This window comes from Micromonospora sp. NPDC050795 (assembly GCF_044456785.1).
Lineage (GTDB): Bacteria > Actinomycetota > Actinomycetes > Mycobacteriales > Micromonosporaceae > Micromonospora.
This window is the reverse complement of record NZ_JBITGE010000022.1, coordinates 72,323-93,362: the sequence shown is the minus strand read 5'-3', so window position 1 is coordinate 93,362 and position 21,040 is coordinate 72,323. Positions and strand designations below refer to the sequence as shown.

The following is a 21,040-nucleotide window of genomic DNA, read 5'->3' as shown; positions in this document are numbered from 1 at the left end:
GGCATGACGACAGGGACGTTGATCACGGTGGCCCCGACCGGCGCTGAGTCGGCCAAGGCGGAGGTGCCGGCGCTGCCGGTGACCCTCGACGAGTTGCTGCTCACCGCCAAGGAGTGCGAGGCGCTCGGTGCCGCCGTGATCCACGTCCACATCCGCGACGACGAGGCCCGACCGACGCTCGACCCGGTGCGGCTGGCCGACACCGTGGCGGCGCTGCGGGAGAGCACCGACCTGATCGTGCAGCTCTCCTCCGGTGGCGCGGTGACTGACCCGGAGGCCGCCCGGCTCGCCGTGCTCGACGCCCGTCCGGACATGGCCTCCTGCACCATGGGCACTGTCAACTTCGGCGACGACGTCTTCCTCAACCGCTGGGAGTTCATCGTCGACCTGCACACCCGGATGCAGGAACGCGGGATCGTGCCGGAGTACGAGATCTTCGACCTCGGCCACCTGTCCGCGTTGCAGCGGTTGCTCGGCAAGTACGGGCTGCCGGCCGGCGGGCACGTGCACGTCGACTTCGTGATGGGCGTGCCGGGCGGGATGCCGGGCACCACCGAGACCCTCGTCGCGGCCCACCGGATGCTGCGGGACCTGCCCGAGGGCACCACCTTCTCGGCCACCGGCGTCGGCCGCAGCACCATCCCGGTGATGCTGGCCGCTCTGTCGACCGGCGGGCACCTGCGGGTCGGCATGGAGGACACCGTGACGTACGCCAAGGGCCGTCCGGTGGAGTCGAACATGCAACTGGTGGCCCGCGCGGTGGGTTTCGCCCAGCTCGCCCAGCGCCCGCCACTGACCACCACCGAGGCTCGCGAACTGCTCGGGCTGTAAGGCCGGGTCTGTCCAGCGCCCCTGTCACCCGGGCGGTGGACCTCCTGGTCACCCCGCCGCCGGGCACCCCCGGACCGTCGGTACCGTCCAGCGCGTGACGAAGACGTACGAGGGTGGCGCGCCGCTCGCCGAGGTGGTCCGGTCCGGGTTCGTGGAGGGTGCGCACCGCGGCTCGGTGGTGGTGCTGGACGCTGCCGGTGTCGCGGTGGCGTCCGCCGGGGACGTGACCTCGCCGATCTTTCCCCGCTCGGCCAGCAAGCCGATGCAGACGATCGGGATGCTCCGGGCCGGCCTGGCCCTGACCGACCCGGCCGACGTGGCGCTGGTCTCGGCGAGCCACGCCGGCGAGGAGTTCCACCTGGCCCGGGTCGGTGCGCTGCTGGAGCGCGCCGGGCTGGACGCGTCGGCGCTTCACTGCCCGCCCGACCTGCCGGTGGGGGCCGCCGCCCGGGAGGCGGTGCTCCGGGCCGGTGGCGGCCCGACCCGGGTGCAGATGAACTGCTCCGGCAAGCACAGCGGGATGCTGTTGACCTGCGAGGCCGCCGGATGGTCGCGGGAGGGCTACTGGCGGCCGGAGCACCCACTTCAGCAGCGGTTGCGGGCCGCCATCGAGGAGTTCACCGGCGAGCAGGCGGCGGCGGTGGGGGTCGACGGTTGCGGCGCGCCGGTCCTCGCGGTGTCGCTGGCCGGTCTGGCCGGGGCGTACCTCCGGCTGGTCGACGCCGAGCCCGGCTCGGTCCCGCGCACGGTGGCCGACGCGATGCGGGCGTACCCGGAGATCGTGGGTGGCACCCAGGCCGACGACACCCGGCTCATGCGTGGCGTCCCGGGTGCGCTGGCCAAGGTCGGTGCCGAGGGCGTGATCGCCGTGGCGCTGCCGGGCGTCGGCGCCGTCGCGTTGAAGATCGACGACGGCGCCGACCGGGCCCGGATGCCGGTACTGGTCTCCGCGCTGCGCCGGCTCGGCGTGGACGCTCCGGTGCTGACCGAGTACGCCGAGGTGTCGCTCTTCGGTGGTGGGGTACCGGTCGGGGCGGTCCGCCCGCTCTGGTGAGCGCGCTCTAGCCCAGGAAGTCGAGCAGTGCGGCGTTGACCGGCTCCGGGCGCTCCAGCGGCAGCAGGTGGGCGGCGTCCGGCACGTCGGGCAGTCGTACCGCGCCGGGGACCTCGGCGGCGATCCGGTCGGCGAGCCGACTGATGTCCGGCACGTCGGCGGCGCCCGCGGTGACCAGGACGGGGATCTTCAGCTCACCGAGACGACCGATCGCCGGTGGCGACAGCTCTCCCACCTCGACCGCGCCGAGCGCCAGCTCCGCCGCGAGGGCACGCTGGTCCATCTCCTGCGCGAACGCGACCAGCTCCGGGTCGACGTCCTCCGGCTGGCGTCGCGGGCCGACCACCCAGAACCTCACCTCACCGGCCGCACCGGCGACGAAGTCGTCCGGGTCGACCTCGCCGACCAGGTCGTCCCAGAGGTCATTCGCCTCGTCGGACCACTCGTTCCCGGAGACCGCCGTGTCGAACAGCGCGAGCGCGCTCACCCGGTCGGGGTGGGCCAGCGCGGTGTCGATGGCGACCGCCCCACCGAAGGAGCAGCCGACCAGGGCGGCCCGGGGCAGGTCGAGCGCGTCCAGCAGCCCGGCCACGTCGTCGTGGTGCGTGAACGGGGTCGGTGGGAGCTCGGAGTCTCCGTAGCCGCGCAGGTCCGGGATGATCACCCGGTGCCGGGTGGCGAGCGCGGACACCTGCCCCCGCCACATCCGCCGGTCGGCGATTCCGGCGTGCAGCAGGACGACGGGCGAACCGGTGCCGGCCTCGTCGTACGCGATGCTTGCTCCATTGACTGTGATCTTGTCCACGGACGGACCGTACGGATCTGCCGAGCGGCGCGCAAACGGGGGTCCTGAGACCTTGCTAACTATGGTTAGCGTTTTGCTTGCAAGAGCTAGCGCGGGCGGTTAGCGTCGCTGCCATGGCCACACCCAAGGACCTTCCCGACGTCGGCGGGTTCATCCGCGATCTGCGGCGCAACGCCAAGATCTCGCTACGGCAGCTCGCCGAGCAGGCGGGGGTCAGCAACCCGTACCTCAGCCAGATCGAGCGCGGCCTGCGCAAGCCCAGCGCCGAGGTGCTCCAGCAACTGGCGAGCGCGCTGCGGGTCTCCACGCCGGCGATGTACCTGCGTGCCGGTCTGCTGGACGACAAGGAAGGCCACGGGGTGCTCGCCGCCATCGCCGTGGACGCCGACCTGACGATGGCGCAGAAGCAGTCGCTCAGTCAGATCTACGAGACGTTCCGCCGGGAGAACACCCGGCTGGCCGAGGCCCAGGCCGAAGCCGAGACGGCGCAGGCCGACCAGCCCGCCGACCAGCCCGCCAGCCAGGCCGCGGACCTGGCCAATGTGGCCGCCACCGGCCCCACCACCGTCGGCGGCACCCCGACCGAGGCCGTGCTCGAGTCGGTCGCCGTCACCGAGGCGGGCACCGCCCCCGCCCCGGGCAGCACCAGCATCCCCCAGAAGAAGAAGGCCGCCGAGGCGGCCGAAGAGGAGACGTCATGAGCGAGCCGAAGACCAACCGCATCCCCGCCCCGATCTACGCCGCAGCCGGTGCCGGTGAGCTGGCCATCGAGCAGTTGCGCAAGCTGCCGGCCGTGGTCGGCGTCCTCAGCACCCGGGTCGTCGCCGACCTGGGCGGCCGGGCCGTGCTGACCGGCTTCGAGCTGAAGCAGAAGGCCACCGAGACGCTGCGCACCGCCAACGAGACCGCCGACCTGGCGAAGCTGCGCGAGGCCGCCGACATCGACAAGCTGCGCGCCGCCGCGACCCGCAACGCCGCCCTGGTGGTCGCGGGCGCCCAGGTCGCCCAGGAACGCGCGTTCGCGGCGTACGGCGCGCTGGTCGCCCGGGGCGAGCGGGTCGTCGGTGCCGGCGTGCTGGAGGCCGCCGAGACGGTCAACGCCGACATCGAGGCCACCGAGGCCCTGACGCCGGCCGCCACCCCCGCGGCTGTCGCCACCCCCACCGCTGCGGCCCCCACCGACGCGCCGACCCCGGCCGACGTGGCGGAGATCGCCGAGGCCAAGCCGGCCGCTGTCAAGAAGGCCGCCCGCGCGCCGAAGGCCGCCAAGCCGGTCGAGACCCCGTCGGCGAAGCTCCCCCGGGCCACCAAGCGGACCCGTCCGGCAGCCGAGTAGTTCACCGTGGCCGCGACCCCGGTGGCGTCCTTGTCGGACGTAGCCGGGGTCGTGGACATAAACTGGCCCGCATGGCCAACGCCGCGCCGATCTTCGCCTTCGCCGTCCGTGAAGTGATCCAGCTGATCCTGCTCGTCTTCGCGCTGATCGTTCAGGGCGTCGCCCTGGTGCACGCGATCACGCAGCGCTCCGACGCCTTCCCCGCCATCGGGACGCTGCCCAAGGGCGGCTGGATCGCCATCCTGGCAGTCTGCCTCGTGCTCACCCTGCTCGGCTTCGGTCCGATCAGCCTCTTCGGACTGGTCGGCATCGCCGCCGGTCTGATCTACCTGCTCGATGTCCGAATCGGCCTCCGCGAACTCGGTGACGGTAAAGGGTTCTGGTGAGAGGTTTTCGCTGGCCGCCCCCACCCGACAGCGGGCCCCGCACCTGGGGTCCCGGGCCGGGTGGGCCGCGTACCGGCCGGCCGGCGCTGCCGGAGCCGGAGACCGAGCTGATCACCACCCCGCACGGCGTGCGGCTGGAAAGGCTGGTCACCGGCACCGGTGATCCGGTCACCGTGTTCGCGCACGGGTTGGGCAACGGCATCGCCACCACCCGACCGTTCGGCAGTGGGGTGAACGGTCGCAAGGTGTTCTTCCAGTTCCGTGGGCACGGCCGCTCCGAGGCCCCGGACGGGCAGTGGGACTATCTGGACCTGGCCCGGGATCTGCGGGCGATCGCCGACCTTGGCGGCGCCAGCCGGGCGTTCGGCGCGAGTCTCGGCGCGGGTGCCCTCTGCCGACTCCTCGTGGAGAGCCCGGAGCGCTTCGACAAGCTGGTCTTCTTTCTGCCGGCGGTCCTCGACGAGCCACGCGGGCCGGTCGCCCGCGAGCGCATCACCGACCTGCTGGAGGCGGTGGAGAGCGGCGACGCCTCGGCGGTCGCCGACATCGTCACGCTGGAGTTGCCCCCGGCGGTGCGTAACACCCCGGCCGGCTGGGCCTACCTGCGACAACGGCTCGACCAACTGCTCCGCGACGGTCTCGCCGACGGTCTGGCCACGCTCGCCGACCAGACACCGCTGCGCCGGATCGGTGACCTGACGGCGGTCACCGCACCGGCGCTGGTGATCGGTTGCGCGGGCGACGACCTGCACCCGGTCGAGGTCGCCGAGCGGCTCGCCGTGGCGCTGCCCCAGGCCACCCTGCACGTGTACGACCGGCCCGGCGTGCTCTGGTCGGAACGCGCCGATCTGCGGGACCGCATTGCCGGCTTCCTGAACGAGTAACCTGCCCTGTCATGGGCGTCACACAGCACGGCCGGACGCACCGGCTCGACCTTGCCGACCCGACCCTGCGCGAATGGACGTGCACGGTCCTGCACTCCGATGCCGAGCAGGGCATCGTGTTGGACCGTTCGGCGTTCTACCCGGGCGGTGGTGGCCAACCACCCGACCACGGTGTGTTGCTCTGGCAGGGCGTGCAGACCCGGATCGTCGGCACCCGCAAGGGCGACGACCCCTACCTGATTCCCGCCGAGGGTGATCCGCTGCCGCCGGTCGGCACCGAGGTCGTCGGCGCGGTGGAGGACGAGCGCCGTACCCGGCTGATGCGTACCCACTCCGGGCTGCACGTGCTCTGCGGTGTGGTGTTCCGTGACTTCGGTGCGCTCGTGACCGGCAACTCGATGGAACCGGGCGAGGCCCGGATGGACTTCAACCTCCCCGAGGTGCCCCCGGACTTCAAGAGTCGCATCGAGGAGCTGGTCAACGCCGAGGTTGCCGCCGACCGCTCGGTCGCCACCCGGGTGCTGCCGCGCACCGAGGCGCTGGCCCTGCCGGACATCATCCGTACCCAGTCCAACCTCATCCCGCCGGACGAGCAGGAGGTCCGGATCGTCGACATCGTCGGGCTGGACGTGCAGGCCGACGGCGGCACCCACGTCGCCTCCACCGCCCAGATCGGCAAGGTCCAGGTGGTGAAGGTGGAGAGCAAGGGCCGGGCCAACCGCCGGGTCCGGGTCCGATTGGTCGACTAGATCGAGTACCGAATTCGGACGTCGGTTGTCAGGTATCCCTGACAACGTCGCAGGCATGACACAACCGCTAACCGGAAAGATCGCGCTCGTCGCCGGTGCCACCCGTGGCGCCGGGCGGCAGATCGCCGTTCAGCTCGGCGCGGCCGGGGCCACTGTCTACGCCACCGGTCGCAGCTCCCGGGCCGGCCGCTCCGAGATGGATCGACCGGAGACCATCGAGGAGACCGCCGAGCTGGTCGACGCTGCCGGCGGCACCGGCATCGCCGTCCAGGTCGACCACCTGGTGCCCGACCAGGTCCGCGACCTGGTCGCCCGGATCGACGCCGAGCACGGCCAACTCGACGTGCTGGTGAACGACATCTGGGGTGGCGACCCACTGGTCACCTGGGACAAGCCGGTCTGGGAGCAGCCGCTCGACGCCGGCTTCCGTACCCTGCGACTGGCCGTCGACACGCACATCATCACCAGCCACTTCGCCCTGCCGCTGCTGATCCGCAAGCCCGGTGGCCTGGTGGTGGAGATGGGCGACGGCACCAAGGCGTACAACGACGAGAACTACCGGCTGTCGGTCTTCTACGACCTGGCGAAGGTCTCGGTCAACCGGCTCGCCTTCATCCAGGCGCACGAACTGAAGCCCCACGGCTGCACTGCCGTGGCACTGACCCCCGGCTGGATCCGTTCCGAGGCGATGCTGGAGCACTTCGGCGTGACCGAGGAGACCTGGCGCGACGGCGCCGCCACCGACCCGAACTTCCTCATCTCGGAGACCCCGGCCTTCGTCGGCCGGGCGGTGGCCGCGCTCGCCGTCGACGAGGAAAGGGCCCGCTGGAACGGCACGTCCGTCGATGCCGGCAGCCTGTCCAAGGTGTACGGCTTCACCGACCTCGACGGCAGCCAACCCGAGGGTTTCCGCTACATCACCGAGGTGGTCGACGCGGGAAAGCCGGCGGACGTGACCGGCTACCGGTAGAGCGCGGCGAGCCGTTCGGCGCTCTCCGCGAACAACCGCCGTAGCTCGGGTGGGTCGATGACCTCGACCTCGGGGCCGAGGCCCAGCAGTTGGTGGTACGCCACCGGGACCGACTCGACGGGCAGCCGCGTCGCCACCCAGCCCTGCCCGTCGGGCGGGCCGGCGGCGGCGACCAGTTCGTCGTACACGTTGGGGGCACTGACCAGGTGTCGGAGCTGGCGCAGGCCGGCGGGGCTCAGCCGGACGGCGACCTCGGCCCGCAGCATGGTCCGCAGGAACGACCCGGCCTGCTCGCGCCAGTGCTCGGCCAGGTCGAAGCCCTCGTCGCGGTCGAAGTGGTCGTCGCCCACCTCGACCCCGGTGACCCGGTCCACCCGGTAGGTGCGCACATCGTCGCCGACGCGGCCGACCAGATACCAGACCCCGCTCTTGAGTACCAGGCCGTACGGCTGGACCTGGCGGGTGACCTCCTGGTCGCCGCGTCGGTAGCGCAGCTCCACCACGGTGTCGCCCCAGACCGCCCGGGCCAGCTCGGGCAGCCAGGGCGGTGGCGCGCTCTGCCGGAACCAGCCCGGTACGTCCAGGTGGAACCGCTGCCCGGCCCGGGCCGGCGCGTCGCGCAGGGCGGGTGGCAGCGCGGCGAGCACCTTCAGCTCGGCGGACGCGACCGCGTCGGCGAGCCCCATCTCGCCGGCCGGTCCGGGCAGCCCGGCGAGGAACAGCGCCTCCGCCTCGTCCCGGGTCAGCCCGGTCAGCCGGGTGCGGTACCCGCCGAGCAGGCGGTAGCCGCCGGCCCGTCCTCGGTCGGCGTAGACCGGCACGCCCGCCGCGGAGAGCGCCAGCACGTCCCGATAGACGGTCCGCTCGGAGATCTCCAACTCCCGTGCCAGCTCGCTTGCTGTCATCGACCCGCGCGACTGCAACAGCAACAGCAACGAGATCAGTCGGGACGCGCGCATCCGCCCATCCTGCCCGGTGCCGCTCACCGCCCGCCGGGCGTCAGCAACCCCCGGTCGTACGCGGTGGCCACCGCGGCAGCCCGGTCGTTGACCCCGAGCTTGGCGTACACGTGCAGCAGGTGCGTCTTCACGGTGGCCTCGCTGATGAACAGGCGGGTCGCCGCCTCCCGGTTGGAGGCGCCCCGGGCCACCAGGGTGAGCACCTCAAGCTCCCGTTGACTGAGCGGTTCCTCGGCGGGAGCGCGCAGCCGACCCATCAGCCGGCCGGCGACGCTCGGTGCCAGCACCGACTCGCCCCGGGCCGCCGCCCGGACCGCGCGGACCAGATCCTCCCGAGGTGTGTCCTTGAGCAGGTAACCGGTCGCACCCGCCTCGATCGCCGGCAGCACGTCCGCGTCCGTGTCGTAGGTGGTGAGTACCAGCACCCTGGCGGTGCTGCCGGTGCGAGCCAGCCTGCCGATGGCGGTCACCCCGTCCATTCCGGGCATCCGCAGATCCATCAGCACCACGTCCGGCCGCAGCGACGCGACCAGGGCCAACGCCTCCGAACCGTCCGCGGCCTCGCCCACCACCTCGAAATCGGGGTCACCGGTGAACATCCCCCGCAGGCCGTCCCGCACCACCGGGTGATCGTCGACGATCAGCAGCCGAACCGGGGCGGTCAACCGGCACCTCCGGGTAGCGCGGGAACGGACGCCGAGATGGCGGTGCCGTTGCCCGGCTCGGATTCGACGGCCAACTCGCCACCGACCCTTGTCACCCGTTGCCGCATGGCGGTCAACCCGTACCCGCCGCCCGGCTCACGGGACGCCGGCTGGTCGGCGACGTCGAAGCCCGCCCCGTCGTCACGGACGTCGAGCGTGACCACGTCCGCCATGTACGACAGGGTCAGCCCGACCCGCGACGCGGCGGCGTGCCGGGCCACGTTGGACAGCGCCTCCTGGGCGGCCCGCAGCAGGGTCACCTCCACCTCCGGGTGCAGCGGGCGGGGCGTGCCGGTGGTGGCCACGTCGGCCCGTACCCCGTTCAGGGCCGACCAACGCCCGCCCAGCTCGACCAGGGCGTCGGGTAGCCGGGCCGTCTCCAACGGTTCCGGGCGGACCGCCTGCACCGAGCGGCGGGCCTCGGTGAGGCTCTCCCGGGCCAGGACGAGCGCGTTGTCGACGTGCCGGCGCCAGTCGGCCGACCGGTCGCGGCTCTGCTCGGCCGCCTCCAGTTGGGTGATGATGCCGGTCAGCCCCTGCGCCAGGGTGTCGTGGATCTCCCGCGCCATTCGTTGCCGCTCGTCCAGCACGCCGGCCTCCCGGGCCTGGGTGAGCAGCTGGGCGTGCAGCCCGGCGTTCTCATTCACCGTCTCGGTGAGCTGACGGTTGGTCTCACCGAGTTCCACCATCAACCGTTTGCGTTTGGCGTCCTCCTGTTCGGCGATCACCGCGAACCAGCTCACCGAGCCAGCCACCACCAGGTTGAACAGCACCAGCAACAGCCACAGCGGCAGGTGCGACACCACCACCGACAGACCACCGCCCTGCGACGTGGCGACCAGGGTGGCCGTGGTGACCACGCCGGCGACCCGCCAGCGCCCGGGCAGCACCGGAAAGGCGTGGATGTACCCGATCCAGGCGAAGAAGCCGTACCACGGACTGGCCGCCACGAGGGCGGCGGCGAACGTGAGCAGCCCGGCGTAGTAGACCGCCATCAGCCTGCGCCGGCTCTGCCAGCCCGGGTGCAGGGTGACGAACCAGGCGACCCAGCCTCCGGCCGCCACGGCGACGGCGAGGGTGGGCAGCGCCCCGGGCTGGTCAGGTGCCGGTGCGACGAGGGCCAGCAGGGTGCCCAGAGTCAGCCCGCCGAAGGGGAAGACGCGGTAGAGGACCGCCTCGCGTTCTCGCCAGCTGGCCAGACGGTCGTGCCCACCGCCGCGTGTCATCGCATCCCCGCTCACTCCCAGCGGAACAGTCTCGCCGCGCCGGCACCGGCCGCCACGGCGATCACCGCCATTATTCCCAGGTGCAGCGGCTGTGGCGGAGTGCCGGTCCAGGCGTCGAGGAGCGCCTGCACCCCGGGCGGCGTGTAGTCGCCGATCCGCGCCACGGCGTCGGGGAGCAGGAACCGGGGGAGGTAGACCCCGCCGAAGAACATCGTGATCAGGAACAGCGGTACGGCCAGGGCCTGTGCCGCCTTCGTGGTCCGGGCCACGGCGGCGACCAGCAACCCGAGCGCCAGCAGCGCCGCCGTGCCGAGGATGAACGCCAGCGTGAAGCCGAGCGGGTGCCGGGGAAGCGGCACCCCGAACGCCGTCCGGGCGACGACGATGAGCAGCAGCGCGCTGGCCAGAATCCCGGCCAGGGCCAGCACCAGTTGGGCGGCGAGCAGGGCGGCCGGGTGCGCCGGGGTGGTCGCCAACCGACGCAGCACGCCGCGTTCCCGATAGCTGGCCAGCACCGTGGGCAGGGTGTTCACCCCCACCATGGCCAGGGTGACGACGAGCAGTGACGGGGCGAAGTAGCTGACGAAGGTCTGCCCGTCGAAGGTCGGGTCCGGCTTGCGGAGCGAGGGGACCAGCCCCAGCACCACCAGGATCAGGCTGGGCAGCCCGATCGTGGTGAGCAGCGTCGGAAGATCTCGCAGGTAGAGTCGCGCCTCGGTTCTCAGGATGTTGCGGAAGGCGTGCATGCCGGCTCCCTCTCAGTTGGCGGGCGGGTGCCCGGTCAGCTCGACGAAGGCGTCGTCGAGGGTGGACTGCTCCAGCCGCAGGTCCGCGGCGACGATCTGGTGGCGGGCGAGCACCGAGGTGACGGCGTGCAGCAGCTCGCCGGTGCCGGTCACCACCACCTGGCTGCCGGTTCGCTGCACGGCGGACACCTCGGGCAGGTCGGTGAGGAGCCGGTCGTCGACCGGAGCTGAGGGCCGGAACCGGATCCGTTGTTCCGGAGCCACCGTCGACACCAGGCCCGCCGGGCTGTCCAGGGCGACCACCCGACCCCGGTCGATCACCGCGACCCGGTCGCAGAGCCGCTCGGCCTCCTCCATGAAGTGGGTGACCAGCACGATCGTCACCCCGCTGTCGCGGACCTGTTCGATGAGGCCCCAGGTGTCCCGGCGGGCCTGCGGATCCAGCCCGGTGGTCAGCTCGTCGAGGATGGCGATCTCCGGGTTGCCGACCAGGGCCAGCGCGATGGAGAGCCGCTGCTTCTGGCCGCCGGAGAGCTTCTTGTACGCCGTGTTCCGCTTGTCGCCGAGGCCCAGCTTGTCGATCAGCTCGGCCGGGTCTGCCGGGTCGCGGTAGAACGAGGCGTACAGCTCCAGCGCCTCGGCCACCCGCAACCGGTCCGGGAGTTGACTTTCCTGGAGTTGCACCCCGACCCGCTGGCGTAGCTGGGCCGCGTCCCGGCGGGGGTCGAGCCCGAGGACCGACACCCCGCCCCCGTCGGGGACACGCAGCCCGGCTACACACTCCACGGTGGTGGTCTTGCCGGCGCCGTTCGGGCCGAGGACGCCGAAGATCTCCCCGGCCTCCACGGCGAGCGACACGTCATCCACCGCCACCAGGTCGCCGTACCGCTTCTTCAGGTGGGTCACCTCGATGACCGGCATCGTGTCGCCTCTCGCCGCCGCTGACTTCGTACCCCTCAAGGGTGGTCGGGGTGGCCTGCCGGCGGATCGACCGGTCAGCGACGAACCTCGTCTTCCCCGGTGGATCGCTGCCGTCCGTCAACCGGTTGATGTGTACGCGGCGGCTCGCTGCTAGCGCTCCGCCCGGCGGATCCGATCACTGCTGGTTAGGCTGCTCGATCGTGGATGCCAGCAGAATCGCCAGCCCGGTGACCGGGGTCGTCGGACGCTTCCTCGCCGGGGCAGGGCTGCTCCTGCGTGGGTTGGGTCTCTACGTCCGCAGCCCGGGGCTGATGCTGCTCGGCATCGTGCCGGCGTTGATCTCCGGCGTGCTCTTCCTGGCCGCGCTCGGCACACTGGTGTACTTCGTGGACGATCTCGCCGCGCTGGTCACCCCGTTCGCCGACGACTGGTCGAGCACGGGACGCAGCCTGGTCCGGGTGATCGCCGGGCTGGCCTTCCTGGGGGTCGGCGGCCTGCTTGGCGTGCTCACCTTCACCGCCGTCACCCTGGTCATCGGCGACCCGTTCTACGAGAAGATCTCCGAGCAGGTGGAGCAGCGGTACGGCGGCACGCCGGACGCGGTGGACGTGCCCTTCTGGTCGTCGCTGCGCCGTAGCCTCGCCGACTCGGTACGCCTGCTGGCGCTCACGGCGTTGGTCGGCATCCCGCTCTTCGTCGCCGGCTTCATCCCGGTGGTCGGCCAGACCGTCGTCCCGGTCATCGGGGCGGCCGTGGGCGGGTGGTTCCTCGCCGTGGAGTTGGTCGGTGCACCGTTCTACCGACGCGGGATGCGGCTGCCGCAGCGCCGGACGATCCTGAAGGCCGACCGACCCACCGCGCTCGGCTTCGGAGTGGCCGTCTTCCTGTGCTTCCTGATCCCGCTCGGCGCGGTGTTGGTCATGCCGGCTGCGGTCGCCGGTGCCACGTTGCTGGCCCGTCGCTCGATGGGTCAGTCGATCGAGAAGGACTGACATGGAGATCACCCTGGTCGAGGGCGACATCACCGCCCAGCGGGTCGACGCCATCGTGAACGCCGCGAACTCGTCCCTGCTCGGTGGCGGTGGGGTCGACGGGGCCATCCACCGACGCGGTGGCCCTGCGATCCTCGCGGAGTGCCGGGCGCTGCGGGCGTCCCAATACGGCGGAGGGCTGCCGACCGGGCAAGCGGTGGCGACCACGGCCGGGGAGCTGCCGGCCCGCTGGGTGATCCACACCGTCGGACCGGTCTGGTCGGCAGGCGAGGACCGCTCGGCGCTGTTGCGCGACTGCTACGCCAACAGCCTGCGGGTGGCCGACGGACTGGGCGCGGCCGTTGTGGCCTTCCCGCTGATCTCCGCCGGCATCTACGGCTGGCCGCTCGACGACGCGGTCCGCCAGGCCCTGACGGTGCTGCGCTCGACCACCCCGGCCGCCGTAAACGAAGCCCGCCTGGTCCTCCTAGCCGCCGACACGTATGCCACCGCCCGCAGAATTGCCAAAACACCCTGACCCCGCCCCGCCCCGCCCCCGCCCTAACCCCGCCCTGACCCCGCCCTCGCCCCGCCGATCTTGCAGTTTCGGTTGTCGGCAAGAGGGTAAATGTCCCTTGTGTCGGTACAGGAAGTGCAAGATCGACGCAGGGTGTGCCGTCAGGTCAGGTCAGGTCGGCCAGGCAGCTCCACTCGGATGCCACCGGGCGGTAGCCCAGCCGGGTGTTGATCGCGAGCATCGGACCGTTCGCCTCGTCGTTCGAGGTATACGCGACGCGCACGCCGTTCGCGGCTGCCCCGTGCAGCGCTGCCGTCTTGGCGAGCCGGGCGAGGCCCCGCCCCCGGTACGCCGGGAGACTGCCGGTGAAGTCCGACCACATCCGGTCCCCGTCCCGCTTCACCAGACTGAACGCGGCTACCTCACCGTCGACTTCGACAGCGGTGCTGGCCGTCTTGTCCAGGCCCAGGTTGTCCCAGACGTCGTACTGCCAGCTCTCGTAGCTGATCGAGTCGACCGGCACGTCGCCCGGCTCGTCCAGCGCCGAGGCCACGTCCGCCGCGTACAGCAGATGCGGGTCGAGGTCGGAGATCGGGAGCAGCCGTACGCCCGGGGGCGGCTCCGGCAGCGCGGGTGCCGGATTCAGTTCGAGCGCCGAGAAGCGCAGCTCACGACTGGGCTCGTAGCCGTGCCGACGGGCGAACGGCAGCGCCTCCGGCTGGGCGAAGGCGCGCAGCCGGCGGACGCCCAGCGGTGCGAGGTGACCTGTCGCGGTCGTCAGTAGCGCGGTGCCGATGCCGCGCCGCCGGTGCTCCGGATGGACGTGCAGGAGGGAGATGTCACCGAAGCCGGCCGTCGAGGTCGACGCGTTGCGTTGCGCCGTCACCCAACCGACGACCTGGCCGTCGACCTCGGCAACGAAGGCGGCCCAGTCCCTGCCCGGTACCGGCTCGGCGATCATCTTCCGGGTCGACTCGACGCCGCGCACCTGGTACGGGAAGACGATCGCCCGCAGCGCCACCACGCCCGAAGCGTCGTCCGGCTGCGCCACACGAATGCGCACGTCAGGCCCCCGTCCGTACGGCCGTGACGACGGCCTCGACCTCGACGAGTTGGTGGGAGCGGCTGAGCAGTGCGACAGGATCCGGCATGTCGGCGAGGCTAACCAGGATCGTCTGCCCGAGCGATGCATTAACCGCGTGCTCCCGCACCGGCCACCGACCAGCAGGCGGCAACTTCAGGGAAACAGTGGCCTCCCGGCGCTCGGAGACCACAATTTCCCTGAAGTTGTGCGGATCTTGCAGGGCAGGTCCGGCGCGGACCCCGGGGCGGGTGCGGTGGTGCGGTCAGGCGGTGGCGCTTTCAGGCGGAGGCGCGACGGATCAGCTCGGTGGGCAGCATGATCGCCTGCTCGATGGTCTCCCCGGCGGCCAGCCGGAGCAGTTGGCGGGTCATCCGGCGGCCCAGCTCCACGATCGGCTGCCGGACGGTGGTCAGCGGCGGCTCGGTGTAGGCGGCGGTCTCGATGTCGTCGAAGCCGACCACCGCCACGTCGTCGGGTATCCGCCGGCCAGCCTCGCGCAGCGTCCGCATTGCGGCGTGCGCCATCAGGTCGGAGGCGGCGAAGACGCCGTCGAGGTCGGGGTGCTCGGCGAGCAGGCGGCGCATCGCCGCCGAGCCGGACTCCCTGGTGAAGTCACCGATGGCGATCAGCTCGGGCAGCCCCGCGTCGGCGACCGTGCTGCGGTAACCGCTGAGCCGTTCGATTCCGGCGACCATGTCCTGTGGCCCGGCGATGGTCGCGATCCGTCGACGACCGCTGTCGATCATGTGCCGGACGGCCGCGGTCACCCCGGCCACGTGGTCGACGTCGACGTACGGGACGGGCACGTCGCCGAGCGGCCGACCGCTGACCACCACCGGGATGCCGAGTCGGGCCAGCGTGCCGGGCAGCGGGTCGGCACCGTGCAGCGACGCGAACAGCACGCCGTCGACGTGCCGGCCGGTGGTGTACCGCTCGACCCGGTGGTGCCCGGCCGGCGAGCCGGCGAGCATCAGCACCAGTTGCTTGTCGGCCGCCTCCAACTCCTGGCTGACGCCGCGAATGATGCCGGGGAAGACCTGGTCGTCGGAGAAGACCCGGGTGGCCGCCTCCGGCATGACCAGGGCGATCGAGTCGGTGCGCTGGGTGACCAGGCTGCGGGCCGCCAGGTTGGGGACGTACCCCAACTCGGCGACCGCCCGGGCGACCGCCTCGCGGATCGGTTCGGCGACGGTGGTGGAGCCGTTGACCACCCGGGAAACGGTGGCGCGGGACACTCCGGCCCGCGCTGCCACCGCTTCGAGCGTCGGCCGCTGCGCCGTCGTCATCGCGCTTTCCCCCCCGCTCGTCACAGCCCGTTCCGGGAGATCACCTCCTGGTACCACCGGGCGCTGGCCTTGGGTGTGCGCCGCTGGGTCAGGTAGTCGACGTGCACGATCCCGAACCGCTTGCGGTAACCCTCCGCCCACTCGAAGTTGTCCAGGAATGACCATACGAGATAACCGCGCAGGTCCACGCCCCGGGAGATCGCCTCGTGCGCCGCGCGGAGGTGCCCGTCGAGGTAGGCGATGCGATCGGCGTCGATCACCTGCGTCGGGCCGTCGGGCGAGTCGGCGCCGGGCTTGTCGGGGAACGCCGCACCGTTCTCGGTGATCAGCAGCGGCACACCGGGGTAGTCGGCGGCGATCCGCTCCAGCAGCCGGGTGAGCCCGGTCGGTTCGATCATCCACCCCATGTCGGTGAGCGGCCCGGCCGGTGGCAGGAAGTGCACAGCACCCTCGGTGCCCGGGTACGCGCCGTTGCCGGCGCCGTCGGGTCGACCGGCCACGTAGGTCGGGGCGTAGTAGTTGATGCCGAGCAGGTCGATCGGGGCGGCGATCACTTTCTCGTCGCCGTCGCGGATGAACGTCGGCTCGACGATCCGGGCCACGTGCTCGCGGACGTCGTCCGGGTAGCCGCCGGCCAGCAGCGGGTCGAGGAAGATCCGGTTGTGCAGGCCGTCGACCAGGCGGACGGCGGCGGCGTCGGCCGCGCTCTGCGGGTCTGCCGGGCGTACGTCGGCCGGGTTGACGGTGACGCCCACGCTGCGCGCGCCCGCCGCCCGCAACGCCCGCGCCGCCAGGCCGTGCCCCAACAGCAGATGGTGTACGGCGGTGAAGGCCGCCGCCGGATCCTGCTCCCCGGGAGCGTGCAGGCCGTTGGCGTAACCGAGGTAGGCCGAGCACCACGGCTCGTTGAGCGTGGTCCACACGTCGATCCGGTCCCCGAGGCGGGCGTACACCGCTGTGGCGTAGGTGGCGAAGTGTTCGGCGGTGTCCCGGTTGGTCCAGCCACCCCGGTCGCCCAGGGCCTGCGGCAGGTCCCAGTGGTAGAGCGTGACGATCGGGTCGATTCCCCGGTCGAGCAGCGTGTCGGTGAGTCGGTCGTAGAAGTCCAGGCCACGGGGGTTGACGGGGCCGGTGCCGTCGGGCTGGATCCGCGGCCAGGCCACCGAGAACCGGTACGCCCGCATGCCCAGCTCGGCCATCAGCGCCACGTCGTCGGCGTACCGGTGGTAGTGGTCGCAGGCGACGTCGCCGGTGTGACCCTGGTACACCTTGCCCGGCGTACGGCTGAAGGTGTCCCAGATGGACGGACCACGACCGTCGTCGCGGGCCGCACCCTCGATCTGGTACGCGGCGGTGGCCGTCCCCCAGAGGAAGTGTTCGGGAAACCGGATCTCGTTGCCGGGCCGGTTGGTTGACTCGCTCCGCTCGTTCACGCCTTGACCGCACCTTCCATGATTCCGCCGATGATCTGCCGGCCGAACAACACGAAGACCAGTAGCAGGGGCAGCGTCGCGATGGCCGTTCCGGTGAACACCTGCGACATGTCCTGGTAATACCCGTCCGACAGTGCGCGTAGGGACAGTTGCACTGTTGGATTCGTCGGGTCGTTCAGCACAGCGTACGGCCAGAGGAAGTCGTTCCAGGTGGTCATGAAGGTGAGCAGACCGAGGACGGCGGCGGCGGGACGCAGGGCGGGCACCACGACGTGCCACCAGATCCGGGCGGTGCCGCAGCCGTCCATGCGGGCGGCCTCGATCAGTTCGTCGCTGATGGCCTGGCCGGCGTACTGCCTCATCATGAACACCCCGAACCCGGTGACCAGCACCGGGACGATGACCGCGGGCAGCCGGTCGTTCCAGTGCAGCTTGCTCATGAGCAGGTAGAGCGGGATCACGCCGAGCTGCGTCGGCACCATCATGGTCGCGATGATCACCAGCAGCATGGCGTTACGGCCGCGGAACCTGAGCTTGGCGAAGGCGAACCCGGCCAGGCTGGAGAAGAACACCACGGAGACGGTCACCGTGGTGGCGACGACCGCCGAGTTGATCAGGCCGGTCAGGAAGTACGCGTCGGTGTTGTCGAACAGGCGGGCGATGTTCGCGCCCAGGTTGCCGCCGGGGGTGACCGGGGGTGGCAGTTGGCCCATCGCGTCGTTGCTGCGGCTGGCGACGACGAACATCCACCAGATCGGAAACACCGACAGTCCGGCGGCGACGATCAGGGCGAGGTAGGTGAGCGGGCTGGCCCGCCAGAGTCGGCTCATCGCGCCGATCCCTTCTGCGATCGGTCCCCGCCACCGAGGCGACGCAGGATGAGCACGTTGACCGCCGCGACGATCGCGATGAGCGCGAAGAGCAGCCAGGCCACTGCCGAGCCGTACCCGAAGTTGTAGTGCGGGGCGAAGGCGTTCTCGAACATGTACATGGTCAGCGTCTGCGACTCGCGCAACGGCCCGCCGCGGATCGGGTTGGTGCCGGAGTTGAACATCCGGGGCTCGGTGAAGAGTTGCAGGCCGCCGATGGTGGCGATGATGGTGCAGAAGATGATCGTCGGTTTGAGCAGCGGCACGGTGACCGACCAGAACTGTCGGGCCCGGCTGGCGCCGTCGATCGCCGCCGCCTCGTACAGGTCGCGGGGGATGGCCTGCATCGCGGCCAGCAGGATCAGCGCGTTGTAGCCGGTCCACCGCCAGTCGACCATGGCGGAGATGGCCACCCAGGACGCCAGCCGGTTGGACTTCCACTCGATCGCGTCCAGCCCGACCAGGTCGAGCAACCAGTTGATCATGCCGAACTCGCGGCCGAAGAGCACCCCGAAGACGATCGCCACCGCGGCCGTGGATGTGACGTTGGGGACCAGCACCGCCATCCGCCAACCGGTACGCGCCCGCAGGCCGCGGTTGAGCAGGTTGGCCAGCCAGAGCGCGGCGAGCAGTTGCGGGACGGTCGAGATCACGAAGATCCCCAGCGTGTTGACCAGCGCGTGCCAGAAGTCGGCGTCGGCCAGCAGCCGGGTGTAGTTCTCCGCCCCGACAAAGGGGTGGTCGACTCCGAGCAGGTCCCAGTCGTGCAGCGAGACCCAGAAGGTGTACGCCAGCGGGTACGCCCCGAAGACGCCGAAGATCAGGAAGAACGGGGCGATGTAGAGGTACGGCGAGAACCGGGTGTCGAGCCGGCTGAGCCGACCTGACGGGCGCTGGGGTGCCGGTACGACCGGCGGGCGGGCGTCGAGCTGGACGGTCATGCCCGGAAACTCCTTTCCGCCGTGCGGGCGGGACTCCGGTCGTCGGAGCCCGCCCGCACGCTGGTTGGGCTACTTGGCGGCGGCCTTCTTCGCATTGGTCACCGCGTCGGTCCAGCCCTGTGCCGGGCTGCGCTGACCCAGCTCCACGGTCCGTACGGCGTTCTCCACCTCGGTCCGCACGGCCTGGTTCTTCGGGCCCATGTAGACCGGCTTCAGGCTCTTCGCGCCGGTGCCGAAGATGGCGCCGACCGGTGCCCCCGAGAAGTACGCGTTGGTCGCGCCGGTGATCGCCGGGTCGTCGAGCGCCTGCGGCGAGGAGGGCAGCGGACCCTTGGCCTTGAACGCCCCGATCTGCCCCTTGGCGCTGGTCAGGAACTTGGCCAGCTTGATCGCCTCGGCCTGGTGCTTGCTCTGCTTGGGCACGGCGAGGTGCGATCCACCCCAGTTGCCGCCGTTGCCGGGCACCCGGGCGATGTCCCACTTGCCCTGGGCTCCCGTGCCGGCGTTGGCCTCAATGACGCCGGTCATCCAGGCGGGGCAGGCGATGGTGGCGAACTTCGACTGCTTGAAGGCGGAAACCCACTCTTCCGACCAGGAGCCGTACTTTCCGGAGAGGCCCGAGTCGATGATGTCCATTGTGGTGTCGTAGGCCTGTCGCACGGCCGGGTTGCTGTCGACGACCAGCTTCTCGCTGGTGTCGTAGTAGCTGTAGCCGCTGCTGTTGCCGGCGGTCTGCAGCAGGATGGTGTTGAAGGTGTTTGTCGCGCCGTCGAGGAACGACGCCCCGGTCTTGGCCGCGGCGAACTTCTCACCGGTGGCGATGTAGTCCGGCCAGGTCGGCCAGAGCTTCGAGACCTCGTCACGCTCGGTGGGCAGGCCGGCCTTCTGGAAGAGGTCCTTGCGGTAGCACATGGCGATCCCGCCGACATCGGTACCGAGGCCGATGAGCTGCTTGCCGTCGGCGGTCAGGCCGGCGTTCCACTTCCACTCCAGGAAGTTGCCCTTGAGCTCGGCGGCACCGTGGTCCAGCAGGTTGACGAAGTTCGCCGGATTGGCCTTGTACTCGACAAGCAGGCCCTCCTCGATGGCCACCACGTCGCCGGCGCCCCGGCCGGCGGCGAGCCACTGGGTGAGCTTCGGCGAGTACTCGTCGAGGTTGGTGCCGGTGCCGCGCTCGACGACCTTCACGCCGGGGTTCGCGGTCATGTACTCCTGGTAGAGCTGCTCGTAGCCGAACTGGCCGAAGACGTCGACGGTCAGGGTGACCGATCCGTCGCCCGGCTCGTCGCCGCCGCCGCAGCCAGCGGTGACGAGCAGGGCGGTGGCGGCGACGAGGGCCACCGCGGCGAGGCGGCGGCGCGGGAAGACAGCCATGGGTTATCGACCTCTCTCAAGGCGGGCGGGTGATGGCAGATGGCTAAGAGAGCGCTCTCACGACAGGGTGGTGGGTCGCCAACCCACTGTCAAGAGAGCGCTCTCTCAGCGTTGTGGTCCCGTGATGAACGCTCACCGCCAGTGCAGCGTCCGGCAGACGAGGCAACCTCCGACATCGACGAAGGGCGCCACCCCCAATGGGGTGACGCCCTCGTTCGTGGTGGGTCGGTCAGCCGGTACGCAGACCGTCCAACAGCCTGCGGTCACCGACGACGTCCAGCGTCTCGAAACTCACCCGCCCCCAGAGCGCCAGCAGCAGGTCGCTCGCGGTGCCGCTGACCTGGGCGCGGGCGTGGTGATCGTCGTGGTCGAAGATGGTCGCGGTGTCGAGCAGCGCCACCCCCTCGCCGCGCAACCGCAGATACCACTCCTGGGCCGCATCGGTCGCGCAGAGCTGCACCACCCCGTGCCAGTCACCCGGCACCTGCCGCCGGCCCGCCGGCAGCCAGGTGTCCAGCACCTCACTCACCCCGTCGGCCGCGAGCTTCGCCTCCACCGGGTCGCCGGCGGCGATGGCGAGCTGGGCATCCCAGCGGTGCACAGCCGTCTCGTGCGCCGCCCGTCGCGGCCAGAAAGCAGCCTTCTTCGGCTGCGGGGCCCAGTTCCACGCCGGTGCCTCGGGGTCGAGCCCGTCGAAGAGGGTCATCAGCCGGTCGTAACCCTGCTGCCACAGCTGGAGCGCGTTCACGCCCGGGTCGGCCTCGGCCTTCTCCCACCGAGGCGGTTGGCTGGTCTGGCCGGAACCGGCGAACGACGACACCCAGTGGTAGAAGCCGGCCAGGTGCAGTGTGAGGTCGTTGACCGTCCAGCCCGGACAGGACAGCACCGGTGTCTCCGGCGGCGCCTCGGCCACCGCTGCCGCGAAAGCCGGACCCTCCGTCCGGAGCGCCCCGATCCAGAAATCCTTGCTGCCCTGCAGTCTGCTCATCGCCAT

23 protein-coding genes are annotated in these 21,040 nt (G+C 71.1%); 10 read left to right on the top strand and 13 right to left on the bottom strand.

The window, feature by feature from the left end; translation table 11 throughout:
• The first annotated feature begins 3 nt into the window (after positions 1–3).
• Both ACIBEF_RS20325 and ACIBEF_RS20320 read left to right on the top strand, forming a co-directional pair.
• Positions 4–831, top strand: coding sequence for a 3-keto-5-aminohexanoate cleavage protein (locus tag ACIBEF_RS20325; RefSeq protein WP_357229734.1), 828 nt, complete (start codon positions 4–6; stop codon positions 829–831).
• Between the two features lie 94 nt (positions 832–925).
• Positions 926–1,885, top strand: coding sequence for an asparaginase (locus tag ACIBEF_RS20320; protein WP_396794772.1), 960 nt, complete (start codon positions 926–928; stop codon positions 1,883–1,885).
• Positions 1,886–1,892: 7 nt separating this feature from the next.
• Here the strand turns inward: ACIBEF_RS20320 and ACIBEF_RS20315 are convergent, their stop codons facing one another.
• The gene (locus ACIBEF_RS20315; protein WP_396794771.1) at positions 1,893–2,690 is read right to left on the bottom strand and encodes an alpha/beta fold hydrolase; all 798 of its coding nucleotides are present in this window, start codon (positions 2,688–2,690) and stop codon (positions 1,893–1,895) included.
• Positions 2,691–2,803: 113 nt separating this feature from the next.
• Between ACIBEF_RS20315 and ACIBEF_RS20310 the strand changes: the two genes are divergently transcribed.
• The 6 genes from ACIBEF_RS20310 to ACIBEF_RS20285 all read left to right on the top strand — a co-directional run bounded on the left by ACIBEF_RS20310 (position 2,804) and on the right by ACIBEF_RS20285 (position 7,015).
• Complete coding sequence (locus tag ACIBEF_RS20310) at positions 2,804–3,391, top strand: helix-turn-helix domain-containing protein (protein WP_396794770.1); 588 nt, start codon at positions 2,804–2,806, stop codon at positions 3,389–3,391.
• Positions 3,388–4,026: a hypothetical protein gene (locus tag ACIBEF_RS20305; protein ID WP_396794769.1), complete on the top strand. Its 639-nt coding sequence runs from the start codon at positions 3,388–3,390 to the stop codon at positions 4,024–4,026. Before ACIBEF_RS20310 ends, ACIBEF_RS20305 begins: the two co-directional genes overlap by 4 nt.
• A 71-nt stretch (positions 4,027–4,097) precedes the next feature.
• Positions 4,098–4,412, top strand: coding sequence for a DUF2516 family protein (locus ACIBEF_RS20300; RefSeq protein ID WP_334507220.1), 315 nt, complete (start codon positions 4,098–4,100; stop codon positions 4,410–4,412).
• Positions 4,409–5,296, top strand: coding sequence for an alpha/beta fold hydrolase (locus ACIBEF_RS20295; protein WP_396794768.1), 888 nt, complete (start codon positions 4,409–4,411; stop codon positions 5,294–5,296). The genes ACIBEF_RS20300 and ACIBEF_RS20295 overlap by 4 nt, the downstream gene beginning before the upstream one ends.
• Positions 5,297–5,307: 11 nt before the next feature.
• A complete protein-coding gene (locus ACIBEF_RS20290; RefSeq protein WP_124858939.1) occupies positions 5,308–6,045 on the top strand; it encodes an alanyl-tRNA editing protein in 738 nt (245 codons plus the stop codon).
• A gap of 55 nt (positions 6,046–6,100) precedes the next feature.
• Positions 6,101–7,015, top strand: a complete 915-nt coding sequence (locus ACIBEF_RS20285; protein ID WP_396794767.1) for an SDR family oxidoreductase — start codon at positions 6,101–6,103, stop codon at positions 7,013–7,015.
• Here the strand turns inward: ACIBEF_RS20285 and ACIBEF_RS20280 are convergent.
• The 5 genes from ACIBEF_RS20280 to ACIBEF_RS20260 are packed head-to-tail and all read right to left on the bottom strand — an operon-like array spanning position 7,006 to position 11,571.
• Positions 7,006–7,974, bottom strand: coding sequence for a helix-turn-helix transcriptional regulator (locus ACIBEF_RS20280; RefSeq protein ID WP_396794766.1), 969 nt, complete (start codon positions 7,972–7,974; stop codon positions 7,006–7,008). The two genes, ACIBEF_RS20285 and ACIBEF_RS20280, sit on opposite strands and share 10 nt — an antisense overlap.
• A 23-nt stretch (positions 7,975–7,997) precedes the next feature.
• Entirely contained in the window at positions 7,998–8,639 is a 642-nt protein-coding gene (locus ACIBEF_RS20275) for a response regulator (RefSeq protein WP_396794765.1), read from the bottom strand.
• A complete protein-coding gene (locus tag ACIBEF_RS20270) occupies positions 8,636–9,904 on the bottom strand; it encodes a sensor histidine kinase (RefSeq protein WP_396794764.1) in 1,269 nt (422 codons plus the stop codon). The genes ACIBEF_RS20275 and ACIBEF_RS20270 overlap by 4 nt, the downstream gene beginning before the upstream one ends.
• An 11-nt stretch (positions 9,905–9,915) precedes the next feature.
• Positions 9,916–10,650 carry an ABC transporter permease gene (locus tag ACIBEF_RS20265; RefSeq protein WP_396794763.1) on the bottom strand — a complete coding sequence of 245 codons (735 nt, stop codon included), beginning with the start codon at positions 10,648–10,650 and terminating at the stop codon, positions 9,916–9,918.
• 12 nt (positions 10,651–10,662) lie between these two features.
• On the bottom strand, positions 10,663–11,571 hold the full coding sequence (locus tag ACIBEF_RS20260; RefSeq protein ID WP_396794762.1) for an ABC transporter ATP-binding protein: 909 nt from the start codon (positions 11,569–11,571) through the stop codon (positions 10,663–10,665).
• Positions 11,572–11,771: 200 nt separating this feature from the next.
• Here ACIBEF_RS20260 and ACIBEF_RS20255 point away from each other — a divergent pair, with 200 nt between their 5' ends.
• Both ACIBEF_RS20255 and ACIBEF_RS20250 read left to right on the top strand, forming a co-directional pair.
• On the top strand, positions 11,772–12,563 hold the full coding sequence (locus ACIBEF_RS20255) for an EI24 domain-containing protein (RefSeq protein WP_396794761.1): 792 nt from the start codon (positions 11,772–11,774) through the stop codon (positions 12,561–12,563).
• Position 12,564: 1 nt separating this feature from the next.
• Positions 12,565–13,080 carry an O-acetyl-ADP-ribose deacetylase gene (locus ACIBEF_RS20250; protein WP_396794760.1) on the top strand — a complete coding sequence of 172 codons (516 nt, stop codon included), beginning with the start codon at positions 12,565–12,567 and terminating at the stop codon, positions 13,078–13,080.
• A 145-nt stretch (positions 13,081–13,225) separates the two neighbouring features.
• Here the strand turns inward: ACIBEF_RS20250 and ACIBEF_RS20245 are convergent, their stop codons facing one another.
• The 7 genes from ACIBEF_RS20245 to ACIBEF_RS20215 all read right to left on the bottom strand — a co-directional run bounded on the left by ACIBEF_RS20245 (position 13,226) and on the right by ACIBEF_RS20215 (position 21,034).
• A complete protein-coding gene (locus tag ACIBEF_RS20245; protein ID WP_396794758.1) occupies positions 13,226–14,122 on the bottom strand; it encodes a GNAT family N-acetyltransferase in 897 nt (298 codons plus the stop codon).
• Between the two features lie 299 nt (positions 14,123–14,421).
• Positions 14,422–15,429 (bottom strand): LacI family DNA-binding transcriptional regulator, encoded by a 1,008-nt coding sequence (locus ACIBEF_RS20240; protein ID WP_396794757.1) that lies wholly within the window; start codon positions 15,427–15,429, stop codon positions 14,422–14,424.
• A gap of 20 nt (positions 15,430–15,449) precedes the next feature.
• Positions 15,450–16,862, bottom strand: a complete 1,413-nt coding sequence (locus ACIBEF_RS20235; RefSeq protein ID WP_396794756.1) for a GH1 family beta-glucosidase — start codon at positions 16,860–16,862, stop codon at positions 15,450–15,452.
• On the bottom strand, positions 16,859–17,692 hold the full coding sequence (locus ACIBEF_RS20230; protein ID WP_396794755.1) for a carbohydrate ABC transporter permease: 834 nt from the start codon (positions 17,690–17,692) through the stop codon (positions 16,859–16,861). Before ACIBEF_RS20230 ends, ACIBEF_RS20235 begins: the two co-directional genes overlap by 4 nt.
• Positions 17,689–18,672 (bottom strand): carbohydrate ABC transporter permease, encoded by a 984-nt coding sequence (locus ACIBEF_RS20225; RefSeq protein WP_396794754.1) that lies wholly within the window; start codon positions 18,670–18,672, stop codon positions 17,689–17,691. Before ACIBEF_RS20225 ends, ACIBEF_RS20230 begins: the two co-directional genes overlap by 4 nt.
• 69 nt (positions 18,673–18,741) lie before the next feature.
• Positions 18,742–20,046: an ABC transporter substrate-binding protein gene (locus ACIBEF_RS20220; RefSeq protein ID WP_396794753.1), complete on the bottom strand. Its 1,305-nt coding sequence runs from the start codon at positions 20,044–20,046 to the stop codon at positions 18,742–18,744.
• Between the two features lie 229 nt (positions 20,047–20,275).
• On the bottom strand, positions 20,276–21,034 hold the full coding sequence (locus ACIBEF_RS20215) for a maleylpyruvate isomerase family mycothiol-dependent enzyme (RefSeq protein WP_396794752.1): 759 nt from the start codon (positions 21,032–21,034) through the stop codon (positions 20,276–20,278).
• Positions 21,035–21,040: the final 6 nt, after the last annotated feature.